Origin of the sequence: Streptomyces sp. YS-3 (assembly GCF_045257485.1) — a bacterium.
Classification (GTDB): Bacteria; Actinomycetota; Actinomycetes; order Streptomycetales; family Streptomycetaceae; genus Streptomyces.
Genome location: NZ_JBJHPC010000006.1, coordinates 1 through 24,207, shown reverse-complemented (window position 1 = coordinate 24,207; position 24,207 = coordinate 1). Strand labels below are relative to the sequence as shown.

At 67.9% G+C, this 24,207-nt stretch carries 28 protein-coding genes and 3 pseudogenes; 21 read left to right on the top strand and 10 right to left on the bottom strand.

All coding sequences use genetic code 11. The features are described from left to right. Window positions 1-22 precede the first annotated feature (22 nt). Window positions 23-1,048, bottom strand: a complete 1,026-nt coding sequence (locus ACJA3G_RS01365) for a hypothetical protein (protein WP_406550973.1) — start codon at window positions 1,046-1,048, stop codon at window positions 23-25. A 247-nt stretch (window positions 1,049-1,295) separates the two neighbouring features. Between ACJA3G_RS01365 and ACJA3G_RS01360 the strand changes: the two genes are divergently transcribed. The 8 genes and pseudogenes from ACJA3G_RS01360 to ACJA3G_RS01325 all read left to right on the top strand — a co-directional run. Then, window positions 1,296-2,768, top strand: coding sequence for a PqqD family protein (locus ACJA3G_RS01360; protein WP_406550972.1), 1,473 nt, complete (start codon window positions 1,296-1,298; stop codon window positions 2,766-2,768). Window positions 2,769-2,783: 15 nt separating this feature from the next. Next, entirely contained in the window at window positions 2,784-3,758 is a 975-nt protein-coding gene (locus tag ACJA3G_RS01355; protein WP_406550971.1) for a DMT family transporter, read from the top strand. After that, entirely contained in the window at window positions 3,758-4,531 is a 774-nt protein-coding gene (locus ACJA3G_RS01350) for an SDR family oxidoreductase (protein WP_406550970.1), read from the top strand. The genes ACJA3G_RS01355 and ACJA3G_RS01350 overlap by 1 nt, the downstream gene beginning before the upstream one ends. A 42-nt stretch (window positions 4,532-4,573) precedes the next feature. Next, window positions 4,574-4,825, top strand: a complete 252-nt coding sequence (locus ACJA3G_RS01345; protein WP_406550969.1) for an acyl carrier protein — start codon at window positions 4,574-4,576, stop codon at window positions 4,823-4,825. Window positions 4,826-4,843: 18 nt separating this feature from the next. Beyond that, on the top strand, window positions 4,844-6,352 hold the full coding sequence (locus ACJA3G_RS01340) for a hypothetical protein (protein ID WP_406550968.1): 1,509 nt from the start codon (window positions 4,844-4,846) through the stop codon (window positions 6,350-6,352). A gap of 376 nt (window positions 6,353-6,728) precedes the next feature. Then, entirely contained in the window at window positions 6,729-7,241 is a 513-nt protein-coding gene (locus ACJA3G_RS01335; RefSeq protein ID WP_406550967.1) for a hypothetical protein, read from the top strand. Window positions 7,242-7,317: 76 nt separating this feature from the next. Further along, window positions 7,318-7,535, top strand: a pseudogene (locus ACJA3G_RS01330) (transposase); the annotation flags it as partial. Then, a pseudogene (locus ACJA3G_RS01325) lies at window positions 7,529-7,961 on the top strand (transporter); the annotation flags it as partial. The pseudogenes ACJA3G_RS01330 and ACJA3G_RS01325, both read left to right, overlap by 7 nt. A gap of 466 nt (window positions 7,962-8,427) precedes the next feature. On the opposite strand, the gene ACJA3G_RS01320 reads toward ACJA3G_RS01325, so the two are convergent. Then, the gene (locus tag ACJA3G_RS01320) at window positions 8,428-8,688 is read right to left on the bottom strand and encodes a hypothetical protein (RefSeq protein WP_406550966.1); all 261 of its coding nucleotides are present in this window, start codon (window positions 8,686-8,688) and stop codon (window positions 8,428-8,430) included. Between the two features lie 245 nt (window positions 8,689-8,933). Here ACJA3G_RS01320 and ACJA3G_RS01315 point away from each other — a divergent pair, with 245 nt between their 5' ends. From ACJA3G_RS01315 to ACJA3G_RS01305, 3 genes and pseudogenes are all read left to right on the top strand, one after another. Beyond that, window positions 8,934-10,148 (top strand): hypothetical protein, encoded by a 1,215-nt coding sequence (locus ACJA3G_RS01315; protein WP_406550965.1) that lies wholly within the window; start codon window positions 8,934-8,936, stop codon window positions 10,146-10,148. Window positions 10,149-10,820: 672 nt separating this feature from the next. After that, window positions 10,821-10,979: pseudogene (locus ACJA3G_RS01310) on the top strand (IS256 family transposase); the annotation flags it as partial. A 71-nt stretch (window positions 10,980-11,050) separates the two neighbouring features. Further along, a complete protein-coding gene (locus ACJA3G_RS01305; protein ID WP_406550964.1) occupies window positions 11,051-11,611 on the top strand; it encodes a GNAT family N-acetyltransferase in 561 nt (186 codons plus the stop codon). 69 nt (window positions 11,612-11,680) lie between these two features. Here ACJA3G_RS01305 and ACJA3G_RS01300 read toward each other — a convergent pair whose 3' ends face one another. The 3 genes from ACJA3G_RS01300 to ACJA3G_RS01290 all read right to left on the bottom strand — a co-directional run bounded on the left by ACJA3G_RS01300 (window position 11,681) and on the right by ACJA3G_RS01290 (window position 13,755). Then, the gene (locus ACJA3G_RS01300; RefSeq protein ID WP_406550963.1) at window positions 11,681-11,959 is read right to left on the bottom strand and encodes a hypothetical protein; all 279 of its coding nucleotides are present in this window, start codon (window positions 11,957-11,959) and stop codon (window positions 11,681-11,683) included. Between the two features lie 23 nt (window positions 11,960-11,982). After that, the gene (locus ACJA3G_RS01295) at window positions 11,983-12,390 is read right to left on the bottom strand and encodes a hypothetical protein (RefSeq protein WP_406550962.1); all 408 of its coding nucleotides are present in this window, start codon (window positions 12,388-12,390) and stop codon (window positions 11,983-11,985) included. A 756-nt stretch (window positions 12,391-13,146) separates the two neighbouring features. Further along, window positions 13,147-13,755: a TetR/AcrR family transcriptional regulator gene (locus ACJA3G_RS01290; protein WP_406550961.1), complete on the bottom strand. Its 609-nt coding sequence runs from the start codon at window positions 13,753-13,755 to the stop codon at window positions 13,147-13,149. Between the two features lie 93 nt (window positions 13,756-13,848). Here ACJA3G_RS01290 and ACJA3G_RS01285 point away from each other — a divergent pair, with 93 nt between their 5' ends. The 6 genes from ACJA3G_RS01285 to ACJA3G_RS01260 all read left to right on the top strand — a co-directional run bounded on the left by ACJA3G_RS01285 (window position 13,849) and on the right by ACJA3G_RS01260 (window position 17,873). Then, window positions 13,849-14,589 carry an SDR family NAD(P)-dependent oxidoreductase gene (locus tag ACJA3G_RS01285; protein ID WP_406550960.1) on the top strand — a complete coding sequence of 247 codons (741 nt, stop codon included), beginning with the start codon at window positions 13,849-13,851 and terminating at the stop codon, window positions 14,587-14,589. 154 nt (window positions 14,590-14,743) lie between these two features. Beyond that, complete coding sequence (locus tag ACJA3G_RS01280) at window positions 14,744-15,136, top strand: ester cyclase (protein WP_406550959.1); 393 nt, start codon at window positions 14,744-14,746, stop codon at window positions 15,134-15,136. Window positions 15,137-15,223: 87 nt separating this feature from the next. After that, window positions 15,224-15,910, top strand: a complete 687-nt coding sequence (locus ACJA3G_RS01275) for an SDR family NAD(P)-dependent oxidoreductase (protein ID WP_406550958.1) — start codon at window positions 15,224-15,226, stop codon at window positions 15,908-15,910. A gap of 989 nt (window positions 15,911-16,899) precedes the next feature. After that, window positions 16,900-17,358: a hypothetical protein gene (locus ACJA3G_RS01270; protein ID WP_406550957.1), complete on the top strand. Its 459-nt coding sequence runs from the start codon at window positions 16,900-16,902 to the stop codon at window positions 17,356-17,358. A gap of 11 nt (window positions 17,359-17,369) precedes the next feature. Beyond that, complete coding sequence (locus ACJA3G_RS01265) at window positions 17,370-17,672, top strand: hypothetical protein (protein WP_406550956.1); 303 nt, start codon at window positions 17,370-17,372, stop codon at window positions 17,670-17,672. Window positions 17,673-17,741: 69 nt separating this feature from the next. After that, window positions 17,742-17,873 carry a hypothetical protein gene (locus tag ACJA3G_RS01260; RefSeq protein ID WP_406550955.1) on the top strand — a complete coding sequence of 44 codons (132 nt, stop codon included), beginning with the start codon at window positions 17,742-17,744 and terminating at the stop codon, window positions 17,871-17,873. Between the two features lie 262 nt (window positions 17,874-18,135). Here ACJA3G_RS01260 and ACJA3G_RS01255 read toward each other — a convergent pair whose 3' ends face one another. Next, complete coding sequence (locus ACJA3G_RS01255) at window positions 18,136-18,627, bottom strand: GNAT family N-acetyltransferase (RefSeq protein ID WP_406550954.1); 492 nt, start codon at window positions 18,625-18,627, stop codon at window positions 18,136-18,138. Window positions 18,628-19,739: 1,112 nt separating this feature from the next. Here ACJA3G_RS01255 and ACJA3G_RS01250 point away from each other — a divergent pair. Next, a complete protein-coding gene (locus ACJA3G_RS01250; protein ID WP_406550953.1) occupies window positions 19,740-19,949 on the top strand; it encodes a winged helix-turn-helix domain-containing protein in 210 nt (69 codons plus the stop codon). A gap of 137 nt (window positions 19,950-20,086) precedes the next feature. Here ACJA3G_RS01250 and ACJA3G_RS01245 read toward each other — a convergent pair whose 3' ends face one another. After that, complete coding sequence (locus ACJA3G_RS01245) at window positions 20,087-20,668, bottom strand: TIGR03086 family metal-binding protein (RefSeq protein ID WP_406550952.1); 582 nt, start codon at window positions 20,666-20,668, stop codon at window positions 20,087-20,089. 86 nt (window positions 20,669-20,754) lie between these two features. Here ACJA3G_RS01245 and ACJA3G_RS01240 point away from each other — a divergent pair, with 86 nt between their 5' ends. After that, window positions 20,755-21,366 carry a TetR/AcrR family transcriptional regulator gene (locus tag ACJA3G_RS01240; protein WP_406550951.1) on the top strand — a complete coding sequence of 204 codons (612 nt, stop codon included), beginning with the start codon at window positions 20,755-20,757 and terminating at the stop codon, window positions 21,364-21,366. Window positions 21,367-21,742: 376 nt separating this feature from the next. Here ACJA3G_RS01240 and ACJA3G_RS01235 read toward each other — a convergent pair whose 3' ends face one another. Further along, window positions 21,743-21,937 (bottom strand): CGNR zinc finger domain-containing protein, encoded by a 195-nt coding sequence (locus ACJA3G_RS01235; protein ID WP_406550992.1) that lies wholly within the window; start codon window positions 21,935-21,937, stop codon window positions 21,743-21,745. 392 nt (window positions 21,938-22,329) lie between these two features. On the opposite strand from ACJA3G_RS01235, the gene ACJA3G_RS01230 reads away from it, so the two are divergent. After that, complete coding sequence (locus ACJA3G_RS01230) at window positions 22,330-23,253, top strand: alpha/beta fold hydrolase (protein WP_406550950.1); 924 nt, start codon at window positions 22,330-22,332, stop codon at window positions 23,251-23,253. Window positions 23,254-23,264: 11 nt separating this feature from the next. On the opposite strand, the gene ACJA3G_RS01225 is transcribed toward ACJA3G_RS01230, so the two are convergent. Then, the gene (locus ACJA3G_RS01225; protein WP_406550991.1) at window positions 23,265-23,498 is read right to left on the bottom strand and encodes a helix-turn-helix domain-containing protein; all 234 of its coding nucleotides are present in this window, start codon (window positions 23,496-23,498) and stop codon (window positions 23,265-23,267) included. Between ACJA3G_RS01225 and ACJA3G_RS01220 the strand changes: the two genes are divergently transcribed. After that, on the top strand, window positions 23,497-23,637 hold the full coding sequence (locus tag ACJA3G_RS01220; RefSeq protein ID WP_406550994.1) for a hypothetical protein: 141 nt from the start codon (window positions 23,497-23,499) through the stop codon (window positions 23,635-23,637). The two genes, ACJA3G_RS01225 and ACJA3G_RS01220, sit on opposite strands and share 2 nt — an antisense overlap. A gap of 110 nt (window positions 23,638-23,747) precedes the next feature. Here ACJA3G_RS01220 and ACJA3G_RS01215 read toward each other — a convergent pair. After that, the coding region (locus ACJA3G_RS01215) for a potassium channel family protein (RefSeq protein ID WP_406550949.1) at window positions 23,748-24,207 on the bottom strand (460 nt) is incomplete at its 5' end.

Here is a 24,207-nt window from a genome sequence, read left to right as displayed (position 1 = left end):
CTCGAATGGTGTCGGTGACGCTTCAGGCCGCGACCGTCTGGCGGCACAGCTGCTGCGCGGCGGCCCGCAGATCGCTCTTCTCGGCGCTGTACCGCGCCAGGCCGGCGGCGGTCTCCATCAGCGGGGCCGGTTCGACGGACTTTTCTTCACAAAGCTGGTCGATGAACGGGAAGAATCCGGAGTGGATTCCGATGACGCCGCCGAGGACCTGCATATTGCGGTCCTCAGGAAGGAGTTCGAGACTGGTGCGGCAGAAGTGCGCGAGCTGGGCCAGTTCCTTGTAGTCGAAACGGTCCTCGCCGAGGAGGCGCATGATTCCGGCGAGCGACTCGGTCTCCGCGTTCCCCGCGCCACGCCCGATACCGTCGAGCGTGCCGTCGGCGATGGCCGCGCCCGCTTCGTAGGCGGCGATGCTGTTCGCGTTCGCCATCCCCAGGTTGTCGTGCCCGTGGAATCCGACGACGGGGCAGATCTCCTTGGCGACATTCACGTACCGGCGCACGTCGGCAGGCATCATCGAGCCGCAGGAGTCGACCACGTAGACACCGGCCACATCGGGTATGCCGCGCAGGAGTTCGGGCAGATCGTGTGCGGGGGTGCTGCTGGTCTTCATCAGGTTGAGATAGACCTCGCCGCATATCTCGGTGGCTCGCTCGATGTAGTCGAGGTGGTTGCGGACCTTGTCGGGCTCCACACCGATCCGTACGAACGACATGCCTTCCTTGCACAGGTCGGTGAGCGTCTCGAGCCGGCTGAAACCGGGCTGGGCGAACATCCCCCAGGGCGTGGTGGGCAGCTCCTCTCCGACGATCTCGCACCATCGCGGGAGATCGATGTTGCTCGCCCTGATCCCGGACCGCTCCGCCTCGAATCCGAGACCGTGTCCGACTTCCACCTTGGTGATGGGTGTGGCCTCGAGCTGACGGAGCAACTTCCGTACGAATGTCTCATCGAGCTGGAAGTCCACTGCGTAGGAACCGTCCCGCAGCGTCGCATCGAGGATCTCGACCCTTGGTACCGGGAACTGCGGGGCGCGGTGTTCCTGCATCTTCGTCCTCCTGAAGGCTGGGAATGGGTCCGCTGGGTCACCGCGGATCTGTTCCGACCTTGCATCAGGTGGCGCCGCCCCGGGGCGGCATGCGCCCAAGGATGAGGGGAGGTGCCGCGCGGCCTACACCTTTCGTTGCATTGCGGGGTCCGGAGCCACTCAACCCCCCTCTTCACGCTCTACGGTCCAGGTGTCGAATTCACCGCCCCGCAAGGGGATTCCGCAACGAGAACCCCCAGGAGGACAGATGCGCGCAGCAGTGCTGGCGAACCTCAGGGGCGCACTGCCGGAGAAGGACGTTCCGGCCATCGAGGAGTGCGTCACCGAACTGCACGAAGCCCTTCCGCACAAGGACGACCTCACGCGGAACACCGTCATGGTCGCCTACGGCGGCGGAAAGGACAGCGCGTACGCGGTGGCGTTCGTGCGTGCGGTCCACCTGGCCCTCGCCGAGCGCCACGGGGCCACCTTCACCCTGCGGGTGGTCACCATGCGGCACGGCGGCATGCCGTATCAGGTGATGCTCAACATCGACCGCACCTACCAGGCGCTGGGCCTGTACGAGGACCCGGACGTGGAGCTGCTGCTGATCGAGCGTGACCGCGTGGTCCCCTTCGACCGGGACCGGAGCATGCCGCACCGCCTGGTGGCCTTCAACCGGACCGACATGCTGATGTCCGGCCACCGCAGCTACGGCGACGGCCGGGCCACCTTCTGCAACGCCTGCAACCTGAACGTCGCCAGCTCGTTCGGTGTGGCCGCCCGCCACGGCGCGGGCGTGGACCTGATCATCACCGGTGACTCACCGCAGGAGCAGCGCGACTACGCCCTGTGGATACGTCAGTTGGCCCGCGGCGCGGGGCAGAAGCCCGCCGACAGCAAGAAGCGGTTCCAGGGGACGCTGGAGACCCTCGACGGACTGGCGCAGGCGTACTTCCAGGAGATCCACGGCGGCAACGCCGAGCGGATCGCGGAGCGGGGCGTGACCTCCGACGTCCCCGCGACGCTGGAGTTCTTCTCCATCTACGACTACACCAGCTACGCCTCGGGCGCGCACTGGCGCCTGCTGACGGACTTCCTCGGCTTCGTCTTCGACGAGATCGCGTTCAACTTCACCGAGTCCGACTGCGCCAACCCGGCACTCATGGCGCACCTGCGGGGCCTGCGCACCGAGCGCGCCTACGGGCGCAGCTACGGCGAAGGCATCGCCCAGTACGTGGACTTCGCCCTGGAACTGATGCGCAAGAAGCACTTCCCCGAGCATCTCGTCGAGGAGATCGCGGGACGCTACCGCACCGAGGCCGGCGTCGAGCGGATGCGCGAGGCCGCCACCCGTTACGCCGAGGACGCCTTCGGGGTCGACACCGAGCAGCTGGTCTGCATGGTCTATTCGCCCTTCGCCGGCCGCGCGGCGAACCTGCACGACTACCTGGCCGGGGAGTTTCCCGAGCTGCTGCCCGAGGAGGACCGCATCCGCGCGTTGCTGGCGGGCAAGGAGTCCCACGAGGGGCTCGCCGCGCGCCTGGAGCGACTGAGCGGGCTGAGCCTGACCGACCTCCGCGCGCTCCACGACGGCCCGCTGTGGTCGCCGTTCGCCGACAAGGGTACGCAGCCGGGTGTTCTGCCTCTGGTCATGGACAGCGACCCGCACAAGAAGATCATAAGCGTGCGGCGCGGTACCGACGGGGACAAGATCCTGGACCGGGTCGCCGGCCGCTAGACGCTGGGGGAAGCGATGACATCCGATGTGACGCGTCCGGCTGCGGCGGCCCCCGCCGCGGCTCCCTATCTGAATCTGCTCGTGACGATGGTCATGTTCGGCAGCGCGTTCGCCAGCTCCAAAGAGGTCGTCGGCGCGATGCCGCACCAGATGGCCGCAGCGCTCCGGTTCGGCGGCGGAGGGGTGCTGCTGATCGTGTTGGCCGCCGTGCTGCGCGGCCGGAGCGCCCCCATCGGGCGCTCCGCCGCCGTCCGCGCGGGGCTGGTCGGCCTGCTCGGCGTGTCGGCCTACAACTTCTTCTTCTTCTGGGGGCTTTCCCTGGCTCCCGCACTCGACGGCAGCATCATCGTGCCCGTGCTGAGCCCCATCCTGACCACCGCCACGCTGCTGGCGCTGCGTCGTGAGAAGGCGTCGTGGGCGCGTGTCGCGGGCCTGCTCATCGGCCTGGCCGGCGCGGTGGTCTTCCTGCTCGGGGCCGGCGGGGACACCTCTGGTAAGCGGCTCCTGGGCGACCTCGTCTTCGTCGCCGGGGCGGCCTGCTGGGCGGCGTACAGCATCCTGTCGAAGTCGCTGCTCGCGGGCCTGCCCCCGCTTCGGACGACGGCCTGGGGGACCGCCGTCGGCGGGCTGGGACTTGTGGTGCTCGCGGCGCCGACGGCGGACGACGTGGCCTGGTCCTCGGTGCCCGGCCCGGCCTGGGCGAACGTCGTCTTCCTCGCGGTGGGACCCACCGCGATCGCCTACCTCTTCTACTACCGCGGGCTGCGCGACGTCAGCCCATCCGCGGCCACGGTCATGATGTTCACGGTGCCGGTGTTCGGCACGTTCTTCTCGACGGTCTTCCTGGATGAGTCGTTCACCGGAGTGCAGCTGAGCGGCACGGTGGTCATGCTCGCCGGGGCCTTGCTGGCCGTCCTGGGCAACACCCTGGTCGAGCGGACGGCGCAGCCGCGGCTGTCGCCGGGCGCGCAGGTCGACGAGGTGTCCTGATGGATCTCGGACTCAGGGGCCGTACCGCCCTCGTCTGCTCGTCCACACAGGGCATCGGCGGGGCGATCGCCTCGGCCCTCGCCGCGGAGGGCGCCAAGACCGTCGTCACCGGCCGACGCGGCGCGAGGGCGCAAGAGATCGCCGCACGCCTCCCGCAGGCCATCGGCGTCGAAACCGACCTGCTGGCCCCGCACGGCCCGGAAGAACTCTTCCGGGCCACCGTCGACGCCTTCGGCCCGCCCGACGTCCTCGTACTGAACGGCCCGGGACCACGGCCGGGCCAGGCGGCCGACGTCACCGTCGAGGACGTCGGGGCGGCGATCGAGGCGACCGTGCTGCCGCACATCCGGCTGATCTCGTTGGCCCTTCCGGCCATGCGGGCGCGCGGCTGGGGCCGCATCCTCGCCGTGGGTTCCAGCGGGGTCGCCGCTCCGCTGGCCAACCTCGCCCTGTCCAATCTGGGCCGGGCAGGGCTCGCCGGGTACCTCAAGACCCTGGCCGCCGAGGTCGCCGCGGACGGCGTGACGGTCAACCTCCTGCTGCCGGGGCGGATCAGAACCGACCGCACCGCGGCCGTCGACGCCGCCAACGCCGAGCGCACGCACCGCACCGTGGCGGACGTGGAACGCGAATCGGTCGCCGCGATCCCCGCCGGCCGCTACGGCCACCCCGCCGAGTTCGCCGCTGCCGCCGCGTTCCTGTGCAGCGCCCCGGCGTCGTACGTGACCGGAGTCGCCCTGCGCTGTGACGGCGGCCTCGTCCGCACCCTGTGACAACCCCCCGCCCATCTCCCCACTGTCGAAGGAAGCACCGCCATGCCCACCATCGCCCGAGCCGACGTCACCGCCGCGCTCGCCGAGATCATCAGCGAGATCACCGACGTCCCCGTCGGCGACATCCGCGAAGAAAGCTCCTTCGCCGACGACTTGGGCACCGACTCCCTGTCGATGCTCGAGATCGCCGTCGCCGCCGAGGAGCGCTTCGCCGTCATGATCGCGGACGACCGGGTGAAGACCTTCACCACGGTCGGCGACGCGGTCGACCACATCGCCGCGCACCGCGCCTGACCCCCTGCGGAGAGCATCGTGAACCGCCTTGTACTGCCCCTGCCCGACCCCCGGGCACCACTGACGGCGTTGCGCTGCCGGGGCCTGGCCGGACTCCTCGACCGGATAGCCGCACTGGACGGCCACACGCCCGCCACCACCGGTCCGGCCGATCCGGTGGCCGCTCTCGCCCGCATCGTCACCGCGGCTGGACTGACCGGCCCTGACGAGCCGTTGGACGGGGACGAGCTGCGCTATTTGCCCACTCCGGCGGCTCGTGAGCGCGTCGGCTCCGAGCAGGACGGAGCGTGGCCGCAGTCGACGAGATCCCGCCACCGCAGGGCCCTGCGCCGCACGCCCGGCGCGCTGTTCACGTTTCCCCTCGAAGACCCCGAGACGGCCGGGGACGCGCTGACGATCTTCACCACCGACTGGTCGCCGACCCCGGCAGGCTGCGCCGTGGCCGTACATCGAGGGCACCCACTGAGCGCCGGGCTCCCGGTCGGGCGCACGTCCGCCTTCACAGGCCGCTATTGCCGCCATCCGCTGACCGGCGACCTGCTGCCGGTGTGGACCGCGAGCTGGGTTGCCCCGGAGTTCGGCACCGGGGCCGTCCTGGTCAACCCCGGGCACGACGCAACCGACCTGGTCTTCGCCCGCGAGGTCGGCCTGCCCGTCCGCTTCGCGCTGGCCCCGGCCGACGGGGAGGAGGGACCGGAGCACTGGCCGTCGCCTCCCGTCACCGGAGGCGGGCGCGCCATCAGGACCGGCGCCACCGACGGGCTGGACGCGGCCGAGGCCCAGGCGGAGTACCTGCGGACGGCCATGGCCCTAGGTCTGGCCGACAAGCACACGGACGTCGGTGCAGGATCGTTCGCCGTGGCCGCCTTCGTCCCCGAGGGCCCCCACACGGTCCAGTGGGACCGCGAGCGGCGCACCGTGTCGCACGCAGGCCATGGCATCCCCGTACGGGTCAGCCCCTCCGCGGTCCTGGCCGTCGTCGACCCGACGGCGCGCCAGGCGGAACTATGCGTCGTCGCCCCTTCCTCGACAGTCGAGTCCGAGCTGCTCGCCCTGCGCCTGCTGCTCGCCGAACCGCACCTGGGCCCACTGCCACAACAGGCCCCCGATGTCGTCCTGGTGGGCCCGGTCGCGGGTAAGGGGGACGGTCTCACGCCGGATGTCCTCGAACTCGCCGTCCTGGTCGGTGCCGACCCCCAAGAGACACTGTCGCTCAAACCACAACAGACCGAAACGGCACAGCGATTCCTGCGCACCCATACCGAACTCCTGGCGTCGCCGCAGGAGACGCCCGGTGATGCCGACAACGGAACCCTCCAGGCTGCCGCCCAGATCAAGTCAGCGCTCCGGCAACGGAACGTCAAGCAGGCGTTTACGCACCTGTACCGCCTGCAGAAGTCCCTGGCAAAGAGCCAGGCGCCGCTCAGCGGTGCCCTCACCGTGTACGAAACGCTCGCCCACGCCCTCGCCGGCCTGCCCGGCCGCCCTACCGACGCGCAGCTCGGCCGGACGTGGCAGCTCGTCTGAGAACCACCTTGCGCCCGCAGCGGTGTGACGGTGACCACGGACACCCTTCGGGCGCTGCGTAGGCTTGTGCAGTCGTCGCGGTCGGACCCAGGAGGGCCGGTGAAGCTCTCCTGCAATCCTGGCGGCGCGTCGGAGAAGTCGGCGAGTGGTCAGCATGAGTCCGGTGAAACCTGGGGAACGCTGCCCGGACATACGACTCGTTGGACGTCTGCGCAGGTCAGGGGCATAATGCCGGTCCCTCAGGTCAGTAAAAGGTCAGCATGCGTCGCAGTCGTGTCTCCGCTTGCTGACCTTCCGCCCTCTGCGCAGCGACTGTGCATGGCCCCTCGCTCCCGCTCGGAAGGTTCGACACGTCGCCCGACAGCTTGCCCGCGGCATGGGCTCCTTCTCCAAGGAACGCGACTGCGCCAAGCCCACCCGCTGCCCGCACCCCTACACGATTCGCTTCAGGGACGCGCTCGGCAAGCAGCGCGAGGAGGCCGGGTACGACACGCAAGATGACGCGATCGAGCGCCTTATGGAGATCTATAAAGAGAAGAAGAGCACGGCGCCATCCGTCGCCGAGGCTCGCCGCGAGCTGGGCCAGCAGACGGTCGAGGAATACGCGAAGCAGTGGCGACCCCGACAGGGCAAGATGACGGAGTACTCCACCGGCGAGCACGTCGACAGCTCGATTAATGTGCACATCGTTCCCCGCCTCGGATCGCGAAAGCTCAACTCGGTCACGCCGATCGTCGTCGAGCGATTCCTGGGCGAGCTGGAGACCGACAGGGTCGGTCGCGGAAATCAGGTGAACATGTTCCGGACCCTGAAGGCCATCTTGCGAGACGCTTATGGCAAGCCGCATCCTAAATGCCGGCCTTTGGGAAGCAGCGTGACACTCGTCTAAGAGAGCATCTGATCTAGGTAGTTGGTGTTCTGGGATGGTTTTGTGACTGGTGTCGTTGGTGGTCGTTGGATGAGGCGTGAGTGTTCGTAGTCCGTACCGAAGTGACGTGTCCGACACCCGTTGGGCTTGATTGAACCGGTCTTCAACGACTGGCGGGCGAGACGGACCGGCCCCGGAACGGCAGCCCGGGTGCATGACCTGCGAGAGATCGTCAACGCAATCCTCTACCTCAACCGCACCGGCATCCCGTGGGAGTACCTGCCGCAAGACTTCCCGCCCTACAAGACCGTCTATTCGGCAGCGATCACTTCGCCCTGGAGACCGTAGCCTCCGTCACGGGGCACTCGGCACCGGCCCAGCGGGTGCGCCGGCGCGTGCCTGGGGCGCTGCCGGTCCGGCAACAGAGCGGTGCGATGGCCGGGCTCGCCCAGGCGGTCGACGAGGTCCTGGTCGGCCTCGGTGACGGCGTCACCCGGGTACAGCGCAAGCAGTACCCGCGCCCACCGACGGCTGCGGAACTTCGCCAGCGTCTGCGCGCCGCAGCAGACCAAGCTCCTCGTCTACCCCAAGGCCGACCCGAAGGGCGTCGACCTCGTGCCAGGCTTCATCCGAGACGTGACGGGGCTCGGTCATCACGGCACCGGCGACCTGGAACTGCAGCTGAGTACGGAGCGGGACCTGGAGCGGGCTGGAGACCTTCTTCCCGCAACAGGTCTCTAGGCTGCCGCGTAGCTGAGGCGGAAGAGGATCAACGGTTGTTGGGGCCGTACCCTGTGGTGCACCAGGCGAAGCGGCTACGGCCGGGGGCTCGCTGGCCGCCCCATATGCCTCTATGGCGTCGCGTCCGGCGAACCCCTCTCGGCGTCGGCTAGGAACGCGGTGAACAAGCCAGGCGTCAGAGCCTCGGTGGCGGCCGCGACTACGTCCGGCCGCCCGAAGGCGGCAGCGTGAGGCAGATGGTGTGAGGGCAGGGTAGTTGACCCAGTTCGTCCAGGTAGGGCTCGGTGCTGTAGCCAGGGGCCAGGGCGCTGAGCTTGTCCGCCAGCGCCGAAAGCGCGGCTCCCTCCGTACTCCCCAGATTCCGGCGGGACGCCTCATCTGCCCGGGCTGCGTCAAAGAAGAAGTTCGCCCACGTGACGCCAGTCCGTCGGGTGAATGGCCGTGGCCACGGTCCACGCCACCGCGATCACTTGTCCAGCCCCAGGCGACGACGGGCGCGGTGGGCGGTGGACAGAGCGCGGTCCATCTCGGTCTGAGCGGGCCAGCCGTCCTCCGGGTGTGCGCAGCGGTTGCGTACCAGCCGCAGGTGTTCGAGGTCGCAAAGGGCGAGGCCCGTGTGCCGGACCAGATACGTGACGCACCGCTCCGGGCGGGCTTGACGCTGCAGGACCCCCCAGGCGTACAGGAGTTCATGAAGTCCCTGGGGCGAGTGAAAAGTGAGGGTCACGGCAGCTCCGGACACAACGAGGCCGAGGCACGAACGGGGCCTGGCCGATCGGGTGGGTTGCCTTGAGTTCAAGGTCCGGGGCCGGGATTCGCCGCTGGTCCGATGGTCATTGAAGGTCTTTGAAGGGTGTTGAAGGGAAGTGAAGCCCATTGGTGTGATGCCGCCACCGCTCCGGGCAGCCCGGTCTAGGCTGCGCTGCACCGGTCGCCCGGAAAGAGGCGGGGGAGTGCGGGAGGGGTGCGGGCATGGTCGACAGCGAGAGCACGACGGCGCAGGGTGACGCGGCACAGGAGCTCACGCGGTACATGTTCGAGTTACGGTTGTCGCACGGATCACCGAGCTACGAGAAAATCATCAAGCAGATCCGTGGGATTGACGCGTCTTCCTCACTGTCCCTGGGCACCTTGTCGAACCTCTTCAGGGGCAACCATGGGCTGCCGCGCCGCGAGACCGCCGAGGCCGTCGCTCGGGCGCTCGGCGGCAGGGAGGCCGCGTCCGAAGCACTGCGGCTGTGGGACGAGGCCCGCCGGCAGCGCGACGAGGCCGCGGCAGCCGAGCGCACGGTGAGAGAGGAAGCTCCAGGCGACGCGGCGCCGGCCGGGCGTCCCGTCACCGGACGGCGCCCGCTCGTCCTCTGGGCATTGTCCACCGCCGCCGTGGCCGCCTTGCTGGCCGCGGGCGGCGTGTGGCTCCTGGCGGATGACCAGGCGCCGGCCGGGGCGACCGGCAGCCGCACGGGCATCTCGTCAACGGGGTCCGCCACATCCCGGAACGGACGACCCGCACCCCTGTCGTCAGCAGCCGGTGCGTCGCCGAACGAGCCGGTCTGGACGGGCAGGTCGCCCTTGGCCGTGCGCGCCGCATGGTCCGACGGCGAGTGCCCGACGATCTGGTACGACGGCCCGCCGGAGCGGTACTTCACCGCGTGGAAGAACCACACGAAGGACGCGACGGAGACGGAGCTGGTCAGTGACCAGTACAGTCCGCCGGTGGACATGACGGTGCAGGGCCGCACCGAGGAGTCGGTGCTTCTCACGGACATGGAGGTCACGGTCCTGCGCAGCGTTCCCCCGCCGACCCGCGGAGTCGTCATCAACACCGCATTCGGCTGCGGTGCGGCGCAGCTCCAGCGGTCGTTCACCGCGGACTTCGCTCGCCGGCCGGTGAAGGTGACCCCGGACGCCGGCCAGGACAACAACGGCAAGGCGATCCCGCCGGTGCGCTTCCCCTTCAAGGTCAGCCTCAGCGACCCCGAGGACTTCCTCGTCAACGCGAAGAACGTCACAGGCGACTGCGCGTTCGCGATCGTCCTGCACTGGGTCGCCGACGGCAAGGCCGGCACCACGACCCTGGACAACGGCGGCAAGGGATTCCGTCTCATCAAGACGAGCTCGCTGCCGGCCTACCGATTCAACGGGGACATGGAACGGCCCGCCCTCGAACGCGACCCGTCCTCCTGACGAAGTCCCGCGCGCGTCTCCCGCCACGCGCCTGTGTCTGATGCCGACATGATAGGTGGGTTTCCTCCCTTCGATGGATTGCGCCACGGTGGAAGACAGCGTGGTGGTGCGGTACAGCCGCAACGAGGGCCGTCCGCCGTATGGGCTAATCGAGGACGAAATGAGTGCGGAAGAAGAGACGGAGGCCGAACTCTGGCACGTGATCACAGAGGGTCGCCGATGACCAGGAATCCAGCTCGGTGACACAGGATGCGACTTCACCCCGAACTGTTGGTGGCCTCGCTCTGGCGGCCGGTGCTCTCCGCGCGCGGAGGCGAGCCTCCGAGGAGGGCCGTGTGGGCGGCGATAGAGCGAGTGGTGTGGTGGGGTTAGGTCTCCAAGCTCGGGGTCCGGGGAAACCCGAGCTGCAACTGCGCACGGAGCGGGACCTGGAACGTGCCCACGGCCTTCTCCGCCTCAGTTACAACACGGCGTAGAGCTTTCTCGCTGGATCGCTGGATCGCTGGATCGCTGGCGGAGTGAGGATGTGGGCGGTCGTCGTGATGCGACGCCGACCTCTTGGGCCACGTCTATCTGTACAAACTCCCCGAGAAACTCAGCCGGGTGGCGAAGCCGCCCGAGCGGATAGCAGGATGCGACAGGTGGGCCTCCTCCGGACCAAGGTCACCCGCGGGGCCGGCCGCCGCCCTGGCCATGGTCTTCAAACTCGTAGAGTCCGCCCAGCAACGATGGCGGGCCGTGAACGCACCCCACCTCGTCGCCCTCGTCCGTGCCGGAGCCCGCTTCGAACGCGGCCACCTCGTCGAACGCCCCGAGGCTCACGCTGCATGAAACGGACCCCCTCACCCGCCCACGGCAAATATCCGGTGGCGGGCCCAGCCACCGGTAGTGAAGATCGCGGCATGCATGTTTTCCTGGAAACCGAACAGCTCGTGCTGCGTCCGTTCACCGACGCCGACGCGGACGACCTGTTCGCACTGGACAACGATCCCGACGTCATGCGCTTCATCAACGGCGGTCGGCCAACAAGCCGAGAGGCGATCCATGCGCAGACCCTGCCGCGGCTCCTCCACGACTATCCGCGCTTCGGTACCCGTGGCTACTGGGCCGCGGAGGAAAAGGCCACCGGGACCTTCCTGGGCTGGTTCGAGTTCCGTCCCCTTGACGATCGCAGCTCCTCCGTGGTGGAGCTCGGCTACCGGCTGAACAAGGCTGCCTGGGGCAAGGGCTATGCCACGGAGGGATCTCGGGCCCTGATCAGCAAAGGGTTCACCGACCTCGGAGTGGAGCGGGTCACCGCGAACACGATGGCGGTAAACACGCGATCCCGGCGTGTGATGGAGAAGGCGGGCCTGTCATTCCTCCGGGACTTCACCGGGGACTGGCCGGAGGCAATCGCAGGATCCGAGCACGGCGAAGTCGAGTACGACCTCGCCCGGGCCGACTGGGAGCAGCGTCAGTAGCCGTCAGACATACAACCGGAGCCCGCGGCTCCGTTCCATAAAAGCTCCCAGGTGATCCACAACTCTTGACTATTGCTCGGGGGTCAGGCGATCGACTGCGAGCATGGTTCGTGCCTGCAGCCAGCCGTGGTCGCGTTCGTCTTCAGGATGTGTCAGGTGTGGGAGCAGGCGCTGCTCGACGCGGATACGTTGTTCGACGCCCGTGGCGAGGTGGCCGCTCGCGTGCAGGATCTCTGTGGGCAGACGCCAGTCTCCTGCAGTATTGATCCTGTAGCGGCTCAGGGGGTGCTGACTGCGTCGCTCGGCGGCGTCGGCCGGATGCCTTCCGAGATCTTGATACAGGTTCATAAGTTGTTCGAACGCGCGATCTCTCAGGGCGCTGGCAGGGCTGCAGCAAGGATGGACAGTGCGCGAACGGCCTCGGAGCGTCGCTCGGCGATGCTTTTGCGGTCTTCGGTCCACAACAGCAGGTGCGCTGCGACGCGTTCGCGCAAGAGTCTGATTGGCTCGCCTGTGCTCACGCTGCTTTGGCCGTCGGAGCATGCTGTGAGGTATGCCGCGCACCGCCGCGCTGTGGTTCCCATGGCATAGAAGGGGCGGACAGTGCCGACCGGTTCGGCCAGCACGGTGCCGGCCAGTTCCCGCGCGGTCTCGGCGACAGACGGGTCGTCCACCTGCCAGTCGGCCAGGAGCGCCGTGGCCCCGCGGTGCCCCTGCTGCGCCCGTTCGTGTACCGCGGGCACAAGCGTTGGCAGGTGCACATGGAGGCTCGCTCGCACGCAGTCCCTCAGCGTCCTTTATGTCCCAAGCTTCCATGCGTTCAGCAGGGCTTGTGAGGCCTGGTCGGCTACAGGAAGTTTGGCCTTGATGCAGGCGCCTCGATAGGCCACCATCTGCTCATCGAAGAGCCCGAGACGTTCGGCTTTCTGGGGATTCACTCGACCAACAGGGGCAGCACCTGTTGCGCTGATGCTGTCGGTAGTCGCTCATTGAGCGCAGCAAGTGCTCCCAGAGCCAGCACGACGATCCTTCAGGCGGCCTCGCTGTGCCTGCCGACCGCCTTGCTGCCGCCGCAGAACCTCAGCCAAATCCTCAACGCGGAAATCTTCGGGGTACCGGGCGGAAGCGTCATCACCTGGCCGACGTCGGTGATCGACCGAGCTTTGGTCGACGAGCTGCGACCGGGGGGTGAGGACACCGTACTGGGATACGTGTACCGGTAGATCAGCGAACGAACCGGCGCCCCGGCGGTGCGGTCCCTGCTGACAGAGAGTTTCCGCGCCCTCGCGGCATACACCGCCGCGCCGGAACAGCCTCTCGCCCCACCTGCGGGAACTCGGTCCCCGGGGCGCCCATCAGGTAGCCCGCATCGTCCGGCAGATGATCGTCGCCGCCCAAGAGCAGGCAGGCATCAGCCCCGGAGTCGTTGGGTCTGCGGTTGGTGTCTCAGGGAATCCGTCCGGGACGGGTAGTTGAGGGTACAAGTGGCAGTCGTCCTCCATGGGTGGCCCAGAAGCACTCGCCGGGCGAGAAGTTCAGGAGGGTGGCCAGTTGCGCAGGGCGGCGTCGGCTATCTCCTGGAGTTCGTCGCGGCCGACTCCGCTGGCGGCTTGTACGGCGATGCCATAGGCGAAGGTGGTGAGGTAGCGGGCCAGTAGTCCCGGATCGGTCTCGGGGGGCAGGTCGCCGTCGTCGACAGCTCGCTGGAACCGTTCTCGGATGCAGGAGTAGCCGTTGCTGCGCCAGGTGACGAGGAGGTCGCGGACTTCCTGCCCGGAGCTGCTGGTGGTCAGGGCGCCCTGGACGCCCAGGCACCCATGGGGATGGGCCGGGCGGGTGGTGGTTCGAAGGGTGCCGGCCAGGATCGCGGTGGCGACGCCGAGGGCGGTCGGCTCCTCCAGGGCCCGGGGCAAGTATGCGCTGGGGCCTTCGGTGTAGCGCTCCAGGGCCTTGCGGAACAGCTCTTCCTTGTTGCCGAAGGCTGCGTACATGCTGGTGGTGGAGATGCCCATCGCGTCGGTCAGGTTGGCCAGACTGGCTCCCTCATAGCCGTGCTCCCAGAAGACCAGCATGGCGCGCTCGAGAGCTTGGTCGGCGTCGAAGCCTCGTGGTCGGCCGATGGGGCCTTTCTGTTTGGTTTCCACTCCCGCAGTCTACCTCTTCCGCATCGACCGATGCGGAAGTGTTAGGGTCGACTTCTGCAGCGAACGCTGCAGAAGTCTGGGGAGGTTGTCACCATGGGATTACTTGAGGGGAAGACCGCCCTGGTCATTGGGGGCAGCACCGGGATCGGCCTGGCGAGCGCCGTCCGGCTGGCGGCCGAGGGAGCCCACGTGTTCATCACCGGCCGACGCAAGACCGAACTCGACGCGGCTACCGAATTGATCGGTTCAGCGGCTACCGCGGTGACCGGCGACATCTCGAACCTGGCCGACCTGGACCGGCTCTACGAGACGGTCCGCAGCCGGGAACGGGGCCTGGACATCCTGTTCGCGAACGCCTCCGTCGCCTCCCTCGTGCCCCTTGAGCAGGTCACCGAGGAGCACTTCGACACCCTCTTCGGTATCAACGTCCGAGGCCTGCTGTTCACTGTCCAGAAGGCGCTGCCCCTGCTCAACGACGGCGCTTCGGTCATCGTGAACGGCTCCACCAACGTGGACGTCGGCGATGAGGCGCTCGGCGTGTACGCGGCGACCAAAGCCGCCACCCGATCGTTCTCCCGGACCTGGGCCAACGAACTCAAGGGTCGCGGCATCCGGGTCAACACCATCACGCCCGGCCCGACCGATACTCCCGCGCTGTCGGGGCTCACCCCCGCGCCGGAGCGGTTCAAGCAGCGACTGGCGTCGCGTGTGCCGCTGGGCCGGCTCGGGCGCCCGGAGGAGATTGCCGCCGCAGTGGCCTTCCTCGCCTCCGAACAAAGCAGCTTCATCACCGGTTCGAGTCTGTACGTCGACGGCGGCTTGAACCAGATCTGAGAGGCGAGCCACCCATGACCTGATCAACAGTGGCTCGGTTCGGCGGACGCCTTCCTCGGCGATGCACGGCACGGCGATGCCGTGCGGGCGTCGCGTCTGCTCTGCCTCCGGTCGCGGCTGCGATCCGGAGCTACCCCACAGAAGGGTCACCTTCATGTCCGACAGCGATCTGCGCGCGTTCTACCTGCGCTATATCGAGGCCCTCAACACCCACAAGTTCGATGGTATGGACGAGTTCATCAACGACCGGACCACCCTGAACGGTGAGCCGGCCACCCGGGACACCCTCATCGCGGTTCAGAAGGCTGACGTGGACGCCGTTCCGGACCTTCGCTGGGAACTCAAGGAACTGCTCCTCGACGGTGACCGCCTGGCTGCGCGTCTTATCAACACGGGTACCCCGGTGAAGGAATGGCTTGGTGTGGCTCCCACCGGCGCCTCGTTCGCGATCGTCGAGTACGCCATCTACCAGGTCCGCAACGGACGGTTCATACATATGACCGCCCTGCACGACGCCGGCGAACTTCTCCGGCAGCTGACCGGCTGACCCACGGAAATCAGCGCCAACACAGCAAAGAACCCTTCGGACAACAGCAACGGCCCTACTGGGGCCCCATACCCTGCGAGGACACGCATGACCATCACATTGATCACTGGGGCCAATAAGGGCATCGGCTTCGAGACAGCCAGACAGCTCTCGGCGTTGGGCCACGTTGTCTACATCGGTGCGCGTGACGTCGAGCGAGGTGAGAAGGCCGCGGCGGCGCTTGGCGCACGATTCGTGCAACTCGACGTGACCGACGACGCATCGGTGAGCAGCGCGCTGGCGACGATCGACTCGGCCGCGGGCCGGCTCGACGTCCTGGTGAACAACGCAGGTGTCTTGGGAAACGGAGCAACCGACGGTCCCACGGCTCTCCGGGCCTTTGATACCAACGCGGTGGGAATCGTGCGCGTCACGGAGGCGGCGCTTCCCCTGCTGCGTAGGTCCTCGAACCCGACCGTGGTCACCGTCTCGAGCAGTGCCGGGTCCTTCTGGGCAGTGACCAATCCGGACCGGCCGGAGTTCAACTTGCCGTTGGCCCTTTACTCTGCGTCCAAGTCCGCAGCCACCATGCTCACGGTCCAGTACGCCAAGTCCCAGCCGGGCATCAAGTTCAATGCAGTCGAGCCCGGCACCACCGCGACCGACCTGACCGCGGCATTTGGAATCGGAAGGGCACCGGAGGAGAGCGCTAGGGTCGTCGTGCGTCTCGCGACTCTGGGCGCGGACGGTCCGACAGGAACTTTCCAAGACGAAAACGGGGAAGTGCCCTGGTAGCCCTGTGGGAATGGTGGGGAGCCCGCCTTGGCTGTCCCCCCAACCATTCCCGCAAGCCCTCTCGCCGCACATACATCCGCCCTCACGTCGCAGCCTCCGTCCCTCTCTGGCCTTTTGTCTCCATCCGAACCCGGTCAACGTCGTGTGGGACGCGGCGGGCCGGCTCGCCTTCGAGTCGCTGCAGAACCGGCGGCAGCGGCGCGGTGCCCGGGCGGCTGGCGAGTGACCGGCCCACTTCGTTACTGGAGTACGCGCAGGTTCCTGGGGGGATTCTGAGTGCGATCAATCGCGTCTTAGCAGGCCGGAGACCTGCGTTCGACATGTCCCTCTGTAGCTGGATTTTCCGTAGAAACTTGCAGAATCTGCGAGTGGCACCCGTGATCTGCGTGATCGTGGATGAATCCGGAACCCGTCGCGAGACGGCGGTGCCAAGGCCGGCTGCGCGGGCTGGCATCGCGGTGAGCACCGCCCGGCGGGCCGGTGTGCTCGCTGCTCCCGCGACGGCCTGCCCGTGCATCCCAAGGAGAGTCTGTGCCGGGGGTGTCTGGCGTTCGTGCGGAACGTGCGTCAGGCGCCCGCATGCTTCACCCAGCTCACCTTCGCCGGACCGCTTGCCCACCAACTGGTGGGCAAGACAACGCTGCCGCCCTTGGCGCCAGTCGTGGAGCACGACGGTCACGCCGCCTCGCTGCCCGCCTTCGATCCCGTGACCTCGGCGCAGACGATGCTGCTGAGCGTCCCTCGCGACTGGAGAGCCGTTCACTCCGTGCCCCACGGCATGATGCCGCCGCTCAGCGCGGAAGCGGGAGCACTGCTGGAGCAGTTCACGGTCTGTCTTCCCGCCACTGCTGGCGGGCAGCACATCCACGCCAACTCCATCCGGCTGCTGCACCGCCTGCTGGCTTACACCGGCATGGCGCAACCCATCGCCGAGCGGGACGTGCGGACGCTCGCGGCCCTGGGGCCAAAAGGTCTCCCTGCACCGGATCGTGTTCTTTTTGCACGAGCGCGGCCTGCTCGAACCCGACCACCAACGCACGACAGCCGCCGCCCCCTCGCTGGCCCGCCTGGACGGGGCCCGCACGGACGCCCGGCACCGCCAGGCCATCGAAGACAAGCTCGGGCGGCTTCCCGACACCATCGCCGGCCAGGTGCGGACGTGGGTTGCCGTCCGCCGTGGGGAAGGCCGCCGACCCCACCCGCCCGCCGACTACACGCGCATCCGGCGCGATCTGAACGTCGTTTTTCCGGTCCTGTCCCTGTGGAGCCAGGACGGGCTGGATCTGCGGCAGATCACCACTGCGCACGTGACGTCCGCCCTCAGCGACCGGCGGGGACACCGGGCCCGCGGCGTCCACCACGTCCTTCTCAGCATCTTCCGCGCCCTCAAACAAGAACGCGTCTGCTCCTGCGTGGACAGCCGCACACGGTCTACCTCGACACACTGACCCGCCGCCTGGTGGACGACTGGCTCCACRAGCGGCAGCAGCAGTGGCCCGCCTCCACCAATCCGCACCTACTGGTGACAACGCACTCAGCGCACCACCCCGCCCTCCCACCCGTCAGCTACTGCGCCCTGCGCCGCGCATTCGACCGCACCGGAATCACCCCCCGCCAGATGTGGAGCGACCGAGTGCTGGACGAGGCCCGCCAGACCGCCGACCCCGTACACCTGGTGCAGCTGTTCGGCATCCATCCCGGCACCGCTGTCCGCTACGTCCAGGCAGCCCACCCCGACAAGGCACTGCCCCCGATCCGCTGACCGCAAATCGTTGGAGCGTGCGACACTCATCCGTCCTCCACGCTCCGGGCGTGGAGGACATCGGCGACCGTGGCCGACGATGAGGCCGGCCAGGCGCTCAAGCTGCAGCAGGGCACCCCACCCGACGGTCAATACCAGGAACCGCCCGTGGCCGGCGGTGCTGCGACCGCTCCGTCCCACGTGCAGGCAGTGCTGCAGTGATCAGGCCTGGATGAAGGTTGAGAGGTCCCGTTCCAGCCCTGCCTTCGTCTTGGCACCGGTGATCTTCACGTCCCCTGAACCCGCACCTCTACCTCCACCACCCACGAAATTGACCCGATCCGGCACCGGGAACCGCTACACCGCGCGGACGGAACCCTCATGACGACGCGGGCGGCCGGACGAACATCGTCTGTGGGCCATCAGCCTGACGCTTCTTCCTCGGGCGTGGGGCCCGGTCAGACTCGCAGCAGACCAGCAGTGGTCACGAGTCCAGGTCGTGATACATGACATGCAGGCCGACCGCACCCAGCGTGGGATGCCGGAACGCGCCGGGGACGGTGCCGATCATGGCGAAACCGAGACGCTCGTACAGCCTGATTGCCGGCGCGTTGGAGGCCGCAACGGCGTTGAACTGCACGCCGGCGAATTCACGGCTTCGCGCCAAGTCCAGAAGGTACTCGCCCAACGCCTGGCCGACACCCCGACCGCGTGCTTCTGGAGCGACCATAAAGTTGCCGCTGGCGATGTGCGCACCCGGGCCCGGACGATTGGGGTACATGTTGGAGGTACCGAGTATGCGCTGATCCTCCACCGCCACTACGACGTGCCCTGGCGGCGGTGCCACCCACAAGTCATGGGCTTGCGCCTCGTTTTGCAGCGGGTCGTAGCAGAAGGTGTCTCCCTTGCGGATGATCTGCTCGATGATCGGCCAGACCTGCGGCCAATCCCGTTCCTCGAACGTTCGGATTTCCATCTGCGTGAGACTAACCAGCAGTGAGCAGCACTCCCACAGATTATTTCCGGCGGCCGCGCCGAAGCTTCTTCGACCGCACATCGTCTGGTAGCGACCGCACGTTGAAGGACAGCGCTCAGGTCGGAACCGGCACGCACGGCGGCACCGAGACAGACAGCCAAGCGGCGCCTCGATGACACGTGGCCCAGGATGGATGCCCACGTCGAACTGGGCACTCCTTCCGGCACCGTGAGAAAACGGACGCGCGGGTTCGCGCGCTGACCCGTTGGAGAATCCAGGAACCCGTCTGCTTCCGTGTTCGATCTGCTGCGGCCGTCCGGGACGGACACGACCCGATGACCGTACGGGCGGCGCAGGTCTGTGCCCGAGTCCGTGTTCGCCGCCGGCCGGCTGTCGGCCCCGTGATTGCTGTGCCCGTCGACCATTGCCCCGGGAACCGTGCGCGAGTGACTGAGGTGGGTGTCGGTCGGGATGGAGGGCGGGGTCTTCCAGCGGCCGGACGAGACAGGATGATTTGTCAGCGTCCTGGCGACGCCTTCCTCAGTGTGCACGAACTCCCAACGTTTCACCTGCGCACCGGAGTTGTCCATGACCGTCAGTCGGGGGCCTCGGTCGCCCAGTCCCATCCGATGAACACGAGGCAGGTGCTCCTACGCCATTCGCGGAGCACCTGCCCGGCGGTGAGGACGTCTGCCGGAAGCCCATTACTGACCTTGGCGTTACAGCGTCTGGGCCTTTGTCGGGCCTGTCGACAGGGGCCCGTCGCGGCTGGTAGCCCGGAAGTACGCGGTATCCGGAGGGGGGCGGGCCCACCGCCGAGCAGCGCAAGCACCGCGAAGAGGTACGCAAGCGGGCTGCTGACCTTTTCGACGAGGACGTAAAAGTCCCGTACATCGCACCGAGTTACAGGTGAGTGAAAGTCGGTCTACCAGTGGCGCCGTGCCTGGGAGTACGGCGGGCGGGAAGCGCTGCGTTCCCAGGGACCCCCGGGCTACGGCTGCTGGCTCCGCCCCGACCTGCAGGCCGAGCTCGCCATCTGGCTGGAAGAAGGGCCGGGCACGCACGGCTGGACGGATGACCAGGTGTGGACGGCCCCAAGGGTGCGCACGCTGATGGGGCGGAAGTTTCACATCTCATACAGCGTCTGCGGAGTGACCCGGCTGCTGCACCGGACGGGCTCCAGCGTGCAGATGCCGGCTCTGCCCGCTGCCGAACGCGACGAAAAGGCGATCCCTCCATGGCGGGAGGTGACCTGGCGGGAGGTAAAACCCTCCGGGCGGCGACCGGCGCGTTCGTCTGCTTCGAGGACGAAGCGGGCGTGACCGGCCCGCCGCCCGGCGGAGTCCGGCCGGGGCGCCCAGCGGGCCACGAGCCTGCTGACGAGGCAGCGCCCGTGGCCGTTCTCGGCGTGCGGATGATCCACCGAGCCGTCAAGCGAGGACGACGCCGCAGGCGCTCATCAGCGCAGCTGAACGGGGGGCACCCAACCGGGGTCGCGGCCGGTGAAAGCGATCAGCCGGTCCAGAGGTGGTGCGCTTGCGTCGATGGCGATCTCGGGGCCGAAGGGCATACCCGGGCCACGGTATTCCGGCTGGATCACGCCTTCGAGCACGGTGAGGGCATGCTGGCAGGTTTGCGGGTCCGGGTTCCATGATTGCCCGGTCGCACGGGCCAGGTCCCAGCCGTGGCCGAGCGTTTCGATCAATAGCAGGTCTATGACTGCGGAGCCCGGATAGGCGCCCCCCAGCTGCGGAACCTGCACGGTAGCTGTCGCGAGGCCGTCGGCCAGGGCCGATCGGATCGTGGTGGTGAGGTGCGCGATCACGGCGCTCGGATGGTCGGGGCCCTGGTACGCGGACGGGTCGGGCCGGTCGCTGCCGGACGGGTCAGTGAAGGCAGCGTCGAAGTAGGTGAGCCAGCCCAGCAGGTGGCGGCGCAATGTGCTCACGTCGAAGTCGTCACACGGTGTGGGGAGCTTGTCCTGCTCAGGAGTGATGCCGGGGAACTGGTGAGCAAGGTGTTCGAGTACCGGAAAGATCATGGGAACCACTCTCTCTGATAGGTCGCTATATCGAGTGTAGCTGCCTATCAGCGGCTGATGATCGGGCAGGGTCTACAGTCATAGGGGTGGTGACACAAGAGGCCGGACGACGGGCCGAGTACGCGGCTGCGACCCGTCAAGCGATCCTGATGGCGGCGCGGGCCCTGTTCGTCGAACGGGGCTATTTCGACACCCGGGTGCAGGACATCGCCCACGCGGCGCGGGTAGCGGCGCCCACCGTCTACGCGGCGGTCGGAGGCAAGAGCGGTTTGCTACGCACACTGATCGAGGACGGGGTGCGCGCCGCGGAGGCCGGCGGCATCTACGAGCGGATCGCTGCGCAAACCGACCCCGGCGCGCTGCTGCGCATGCTCGTGGAGGGCACCCGAAGCGAGTTCGAGCTCTGGTCGCCGATCATGCGTCAGGCGATCGCCGCCGCGCCCCAGGATGCCGGGGTCCGGCAGGCCGTCGGCACGGCGCACGACAGCCTGCGCCGCGGATTGCGGGCCACTGCGGCCCGGCTCGGAGAACTGGGCGCACTGCGCGCCGGAGTCACCGTCGACGACGCTGCGGATGTGCTCTGGTACTTCCTCGGCAACGCCTCCTACTTCACCCTGACCGACGACTGCCGATGGCCGCTCGACCGCTCCGCCGACTGGCTGCACCGATGCCTCACCGCCGCGCTGCTCGCCTCGTAAGGAAGCGGCCGGCCAGGACCGCAGCTGTCGTGGGAAGGCGGGCGGCACGACGTGCAGCCGCCGGGAACGGCCGACGCCTCGGCCGCAGACCTCCGTCGACGCGTCTCGGCTGACCACCGGCGTCGAAATCCCCGACGGCCCGCTGCGCCCTTCCACCAGGGCGACGCCCAGTCACACGGGCGCCACGCCGAGGAACGGCAGACAGGCGTAGTTGTCACTCGGCTCTTGGCGGTGGGCTGCGGTACCGGGCCGCATGGACTGGCCGCACGGCCGGATTGCCTCGTTTGCCTGCTGCTCCCACTCGGCTGCATCAGCGAGCTCCTCCACTCGCCCATGGGCCAACCGTCGGCAGGCGCAGTGCACGGCCTGCGGCGCGCTATGGCCGTGTCCGCTGCCTCTGAGCATGTGCGCGCGCCTTCATGCGGTTCCCGCACGTCGCCATGGAGCACCACCGTGCGGTGCCGGGGCGGCTGCGGTCGATGAGGAACAGATGACACTCGGCGTTAGAACATGGCCGCAGCCTGCCGGGTAGCTGGCGTGTGACGTCTGACCACGCGAGGACGATGTTCACGGCTAGGCGCTTGTCTCGATCCGCTCGTACCTCCCAGTCGACACCGTCGCTGGTGACGAGCGGCACCTGCGAGACGTCTTCGAGCAGACGCTGGAGTACGTCATGAGCGCTCCCGTCATCCTCACCGCGCAGCAGCGCCTGTAGCGCATCCCGGACTGCCCGGACCTGAGCGAGCTCGCGTACGGTCCCGCTCCCGCCCAGCGTGCGCAGCCGCGCTCGACCTTCGAGCGCGACAAGCTCGTCGGTATTTCGGCCGTCCACCACAGGTGTGCTGTTGAGGACGGCGAGCAGTACGTCCTCCGGACTCTGCACAGTTACCTTCCACTTGACCGATCGATTGGGGCATGCTTCGCTGAGCTAACTAACCACTAAGACGCAGTTTAGGAGTTAGCGTGGTTGCTGTCCACCACCGCACTGTCGAGGTCGACGACCTCACCGTCTTCTACCGCGAGTCAGGCGCAGCGAACGCACCGGTGCTCCTGCTCCTCCATGGGTACCCCACCAGCTCGCACATGTTCCGGCACCTTTTGCCGGCCCTCGCCGACAGGTTCCGGGTCATAGCCCCGGACCACATCGGCTTCGGGCGCTCGTCGGCACCCACCACCAGCCAGTTCAGCTACACCTTCGACTCGTTGGCAGCAGTGACCCGGGGCTTCCTGAGCCGGCTCGGCATCACGCAGTACACCGTGTACGTGCAGGACTACGGCGCTCCCGTCGCGTGGCGGCTCGCTCTCGCCGATCCAGACGCCGTCACGGGCGTCATCAGCCAGAACGGCAACGCCTACGAAGAGGGCTTCGTCCCCAGCTTCTGGAAACCCATCTGGGATTACGCGGCGGATCGTAGCCCGCAGAACGAGGCTGCGCTGCGACCGGCGCTCGAGAGGGAGGCCGTCGAATGGCAGTACAAGCACGGAGTCCCCGACGACTCACTCATCGACCCGGACGCGTGGGAGCATGATCTAACTCTTCTCGCCCGCCCGGGCGTCGATGCCGCGCAGCTGGCTCTGTTCGCCGACTACGCGAGCAACCGCTCGCTGTACCCCGATGTGCAGGCGTGGCTGCGTAGCAGCGGGGTGCCTGTCCTCGCCGTGTGGGGCCGTAATGACGAGATCTTCGCAGCTGCTGGCGCGGAGGCCTTCCGTCGCGACTCGCCGCACGCCGAGGTGAGGCTCCTCGACGGGGGGCACTTCCTGCTCGAGTCCCATCTCGACCAAGTGGCAGACACGATTCGCGGGTGGGCCGCTCGCAGCAGCCTCCCGCCCGGTCCTGCGCAAAGCGCGGCAACGACCGAGCACATGTTCCGGGCAGGACAGTGATGCCGTCGGCCTCAGAGGCGGCGGCCGGCCGCACGGGGCTCCAGTGCTCTGCTTGCACGCACTTGTGCACGGTAAGCACCGGGGGAAGATCCGCGATCGCGTGCGAAGGCGCGGGTGAAAGACGGCACGGATCGGTAGCCCACCTGCGCCGAGATGTCCTCCACGGTCTCTGCGGTGTCGCGGAGGCGGATCGCCGCGAGGTCCATCCGCCATTGAGCGAGGTACCTCGCGGGGCTTCGAGCCATGCTCGACTGGAACCGCATGCTGAACAAGTACACCGGCTCCATGATGAGCCATGACCGGTACGCCGACGGGGAGCTCATCCGCCAGTACTTCAGTGGCAGGCAGGACGGAACAGGTACGTACACCCTGACCGGGGTGTGACGCCCCCACCTCGTGAGCCCAGCCCCGCACGTGAACCCCCAACCTCCCGGGCCCGTGGCGGGGCTTGCCCCTCAGCAGGTCTGCCTCCTGCGGCTGCGTCCCGTCGGCGGTCACGGCTCCTCCTCCGGGTACTTGGGGGCCTCGCCCCGGCGGCGCAGCCCGACGCGGACCGCGCCGAAGAGGACCTTGGCCAACACGCCCACCACGATCAGATCCGCGAGCATCTGCACGGTGGTCAGCGCACGGCTGGTGCCGGTGGTGGGCGCGATGTCGCCGAAGCCGACGGTCGCGAACACCGTGACCGTGAAGTACAGCGCGTCGGTCCGGCTCAGCGGCTCCGAGAACGACGACGGCCGGTTGTCGGCGAGCAGGAAGTACGTCGCGGAGAACAGCACGAGGAAGAGCGGCACCGCGGTGGCCAGCGCCTCGATCGCTCGCAGCCGCGGATACTCCGCATGGGTGATGGCGGCGATCTGCCAGGCCGTGAGACAGCCGAAGAGCGCCAGCCCCAGCACGAGCATCACGGCGGTGCCGACGCCCACTCCTCGGTCCAGCGGGGCCGAGTAGTAC

Bases quoted from the DNA above. Each gene is read 5' to 3' on its own strand.
- ACJA3G_RS01360 (WP_406550972.1), top strand. From the start codon at position 1,296: ATGCGCGCAGCAGTGCTGGCGAACCTCAGGGGCGCACTGCCGGAGAAG.
- ACJA3G_RS01315 (WP_406550965.1), top strand. From the start codon at position 8,934: ATGGTCGACAGCGAGAGCACGACGGCGCAGGGTGACGCGGCACAGGAG.
- ACJA3G_RS01365 (WP_406550973.1), bottom strand. From the start codon at position 1,048: ATGCAGGAACACCGCGCCCCGCAGTTCCCGGTACCAAGGGTCGAGATC.
- ACJA3G_RS01255 (WP_406550954.1), bottom strand. From the start codon at position 18,627: ATGGAAATCCGAACGTTCGAGGAACGGGATTGGCCGCAGGTCTGGCCG.
- ACJA3G_RS01225 (WP_406550991.1), bottom strand. From the start codon at position 23,498: ATGGCTCGAAGCCCCGCGAGGTACCTCGCTCAATGGCGGATGGACCTC.
- ACJA3G_RS01245 (WP_406550952.1), bottom strand. From the start codon at position 20,668: ATGATCTTTCCGGTACTCGAACACCTTGCTCACCAGTTCCCCGGCATC.
- ACJA3G_RS01350 (WP_406550970.1), top strand. From the start codon at position 3,758: ATGGATCTCGGACTCAGGGGCCGTACCGCCCTCGTCTGCTCGTCCACA.
- ACJA3G_RS01285 (WP_406550960.1), top strand. From the start codon at position 13,849: ATGGGATTACTTGAGGGGAAGACCGCCCTGGTCATTGGGGGCAGCACC.
- ACJA3G_RS01355 (WP_406550971.1), top strand. From the start codon at position 2,784: ATGACATCCGATGTGACGCGTCCGGCTGCGGCGGCCCCCGCCGCGGCT.
- ACJA3G_RS01335 (WP_406550967.1), top strand. From the start codon at position 6,729: ATGGGCTCCTTCTCCAAGGAACGCGACTGCGCCAAGCCCACCCGCTGC.
- ACJA3G_RS01300 (WP_406550963.1), bottom strand. From the start codon at position 11,959: ATGAACCTGTATCAAGATCTCGGAAGGCATCCGGCCGACGCCGCCGAG.
- ACJA3G_RS01220 (WP_406550994.1), top strand. From the start codon at position 23,497: ATGCTCGACTGGAACCGCATGCTGAACAAGTACACCGGCTCCATGATG.
- ACJA3G_RS01250 (WP_406550953.1), top strand. From the start codon at position 19,740: ATGGGGCGGAAGTTTCACATCTCATACAGCGTCTGCGGAGTGACCCGG.
- ACJA3G_RS01275 (WP_406550958.1), top strand. From the start codon at position 15,224: ATGACCATCACATTGATCACTGGGGCCAATAAGGGCATCGGCTTCGAG.
- ACJA3G_RS01305 (WP_406550964.1), top strand. From the start codon at position 11,051: ATGCATGTTTTCCTGGAAACCGAACAGCTCGTGCTGCGTCCGTTCACC.
- ACJA3G_RS01345 (WP_406550969.1), top strand. From the start codon at position 4,574: ATGCCCACCATCGCCCGAGCCGACGTCACCGCCGCGCTCGCCGAGATC.
- ACJA3G_RS01280 (WP_406550959.1), top strand. From the start codon at position 14,744: ATGTCCGACAGCGATCTGCGCGCGTTCTACCTGCGCTATATCGAGGCC.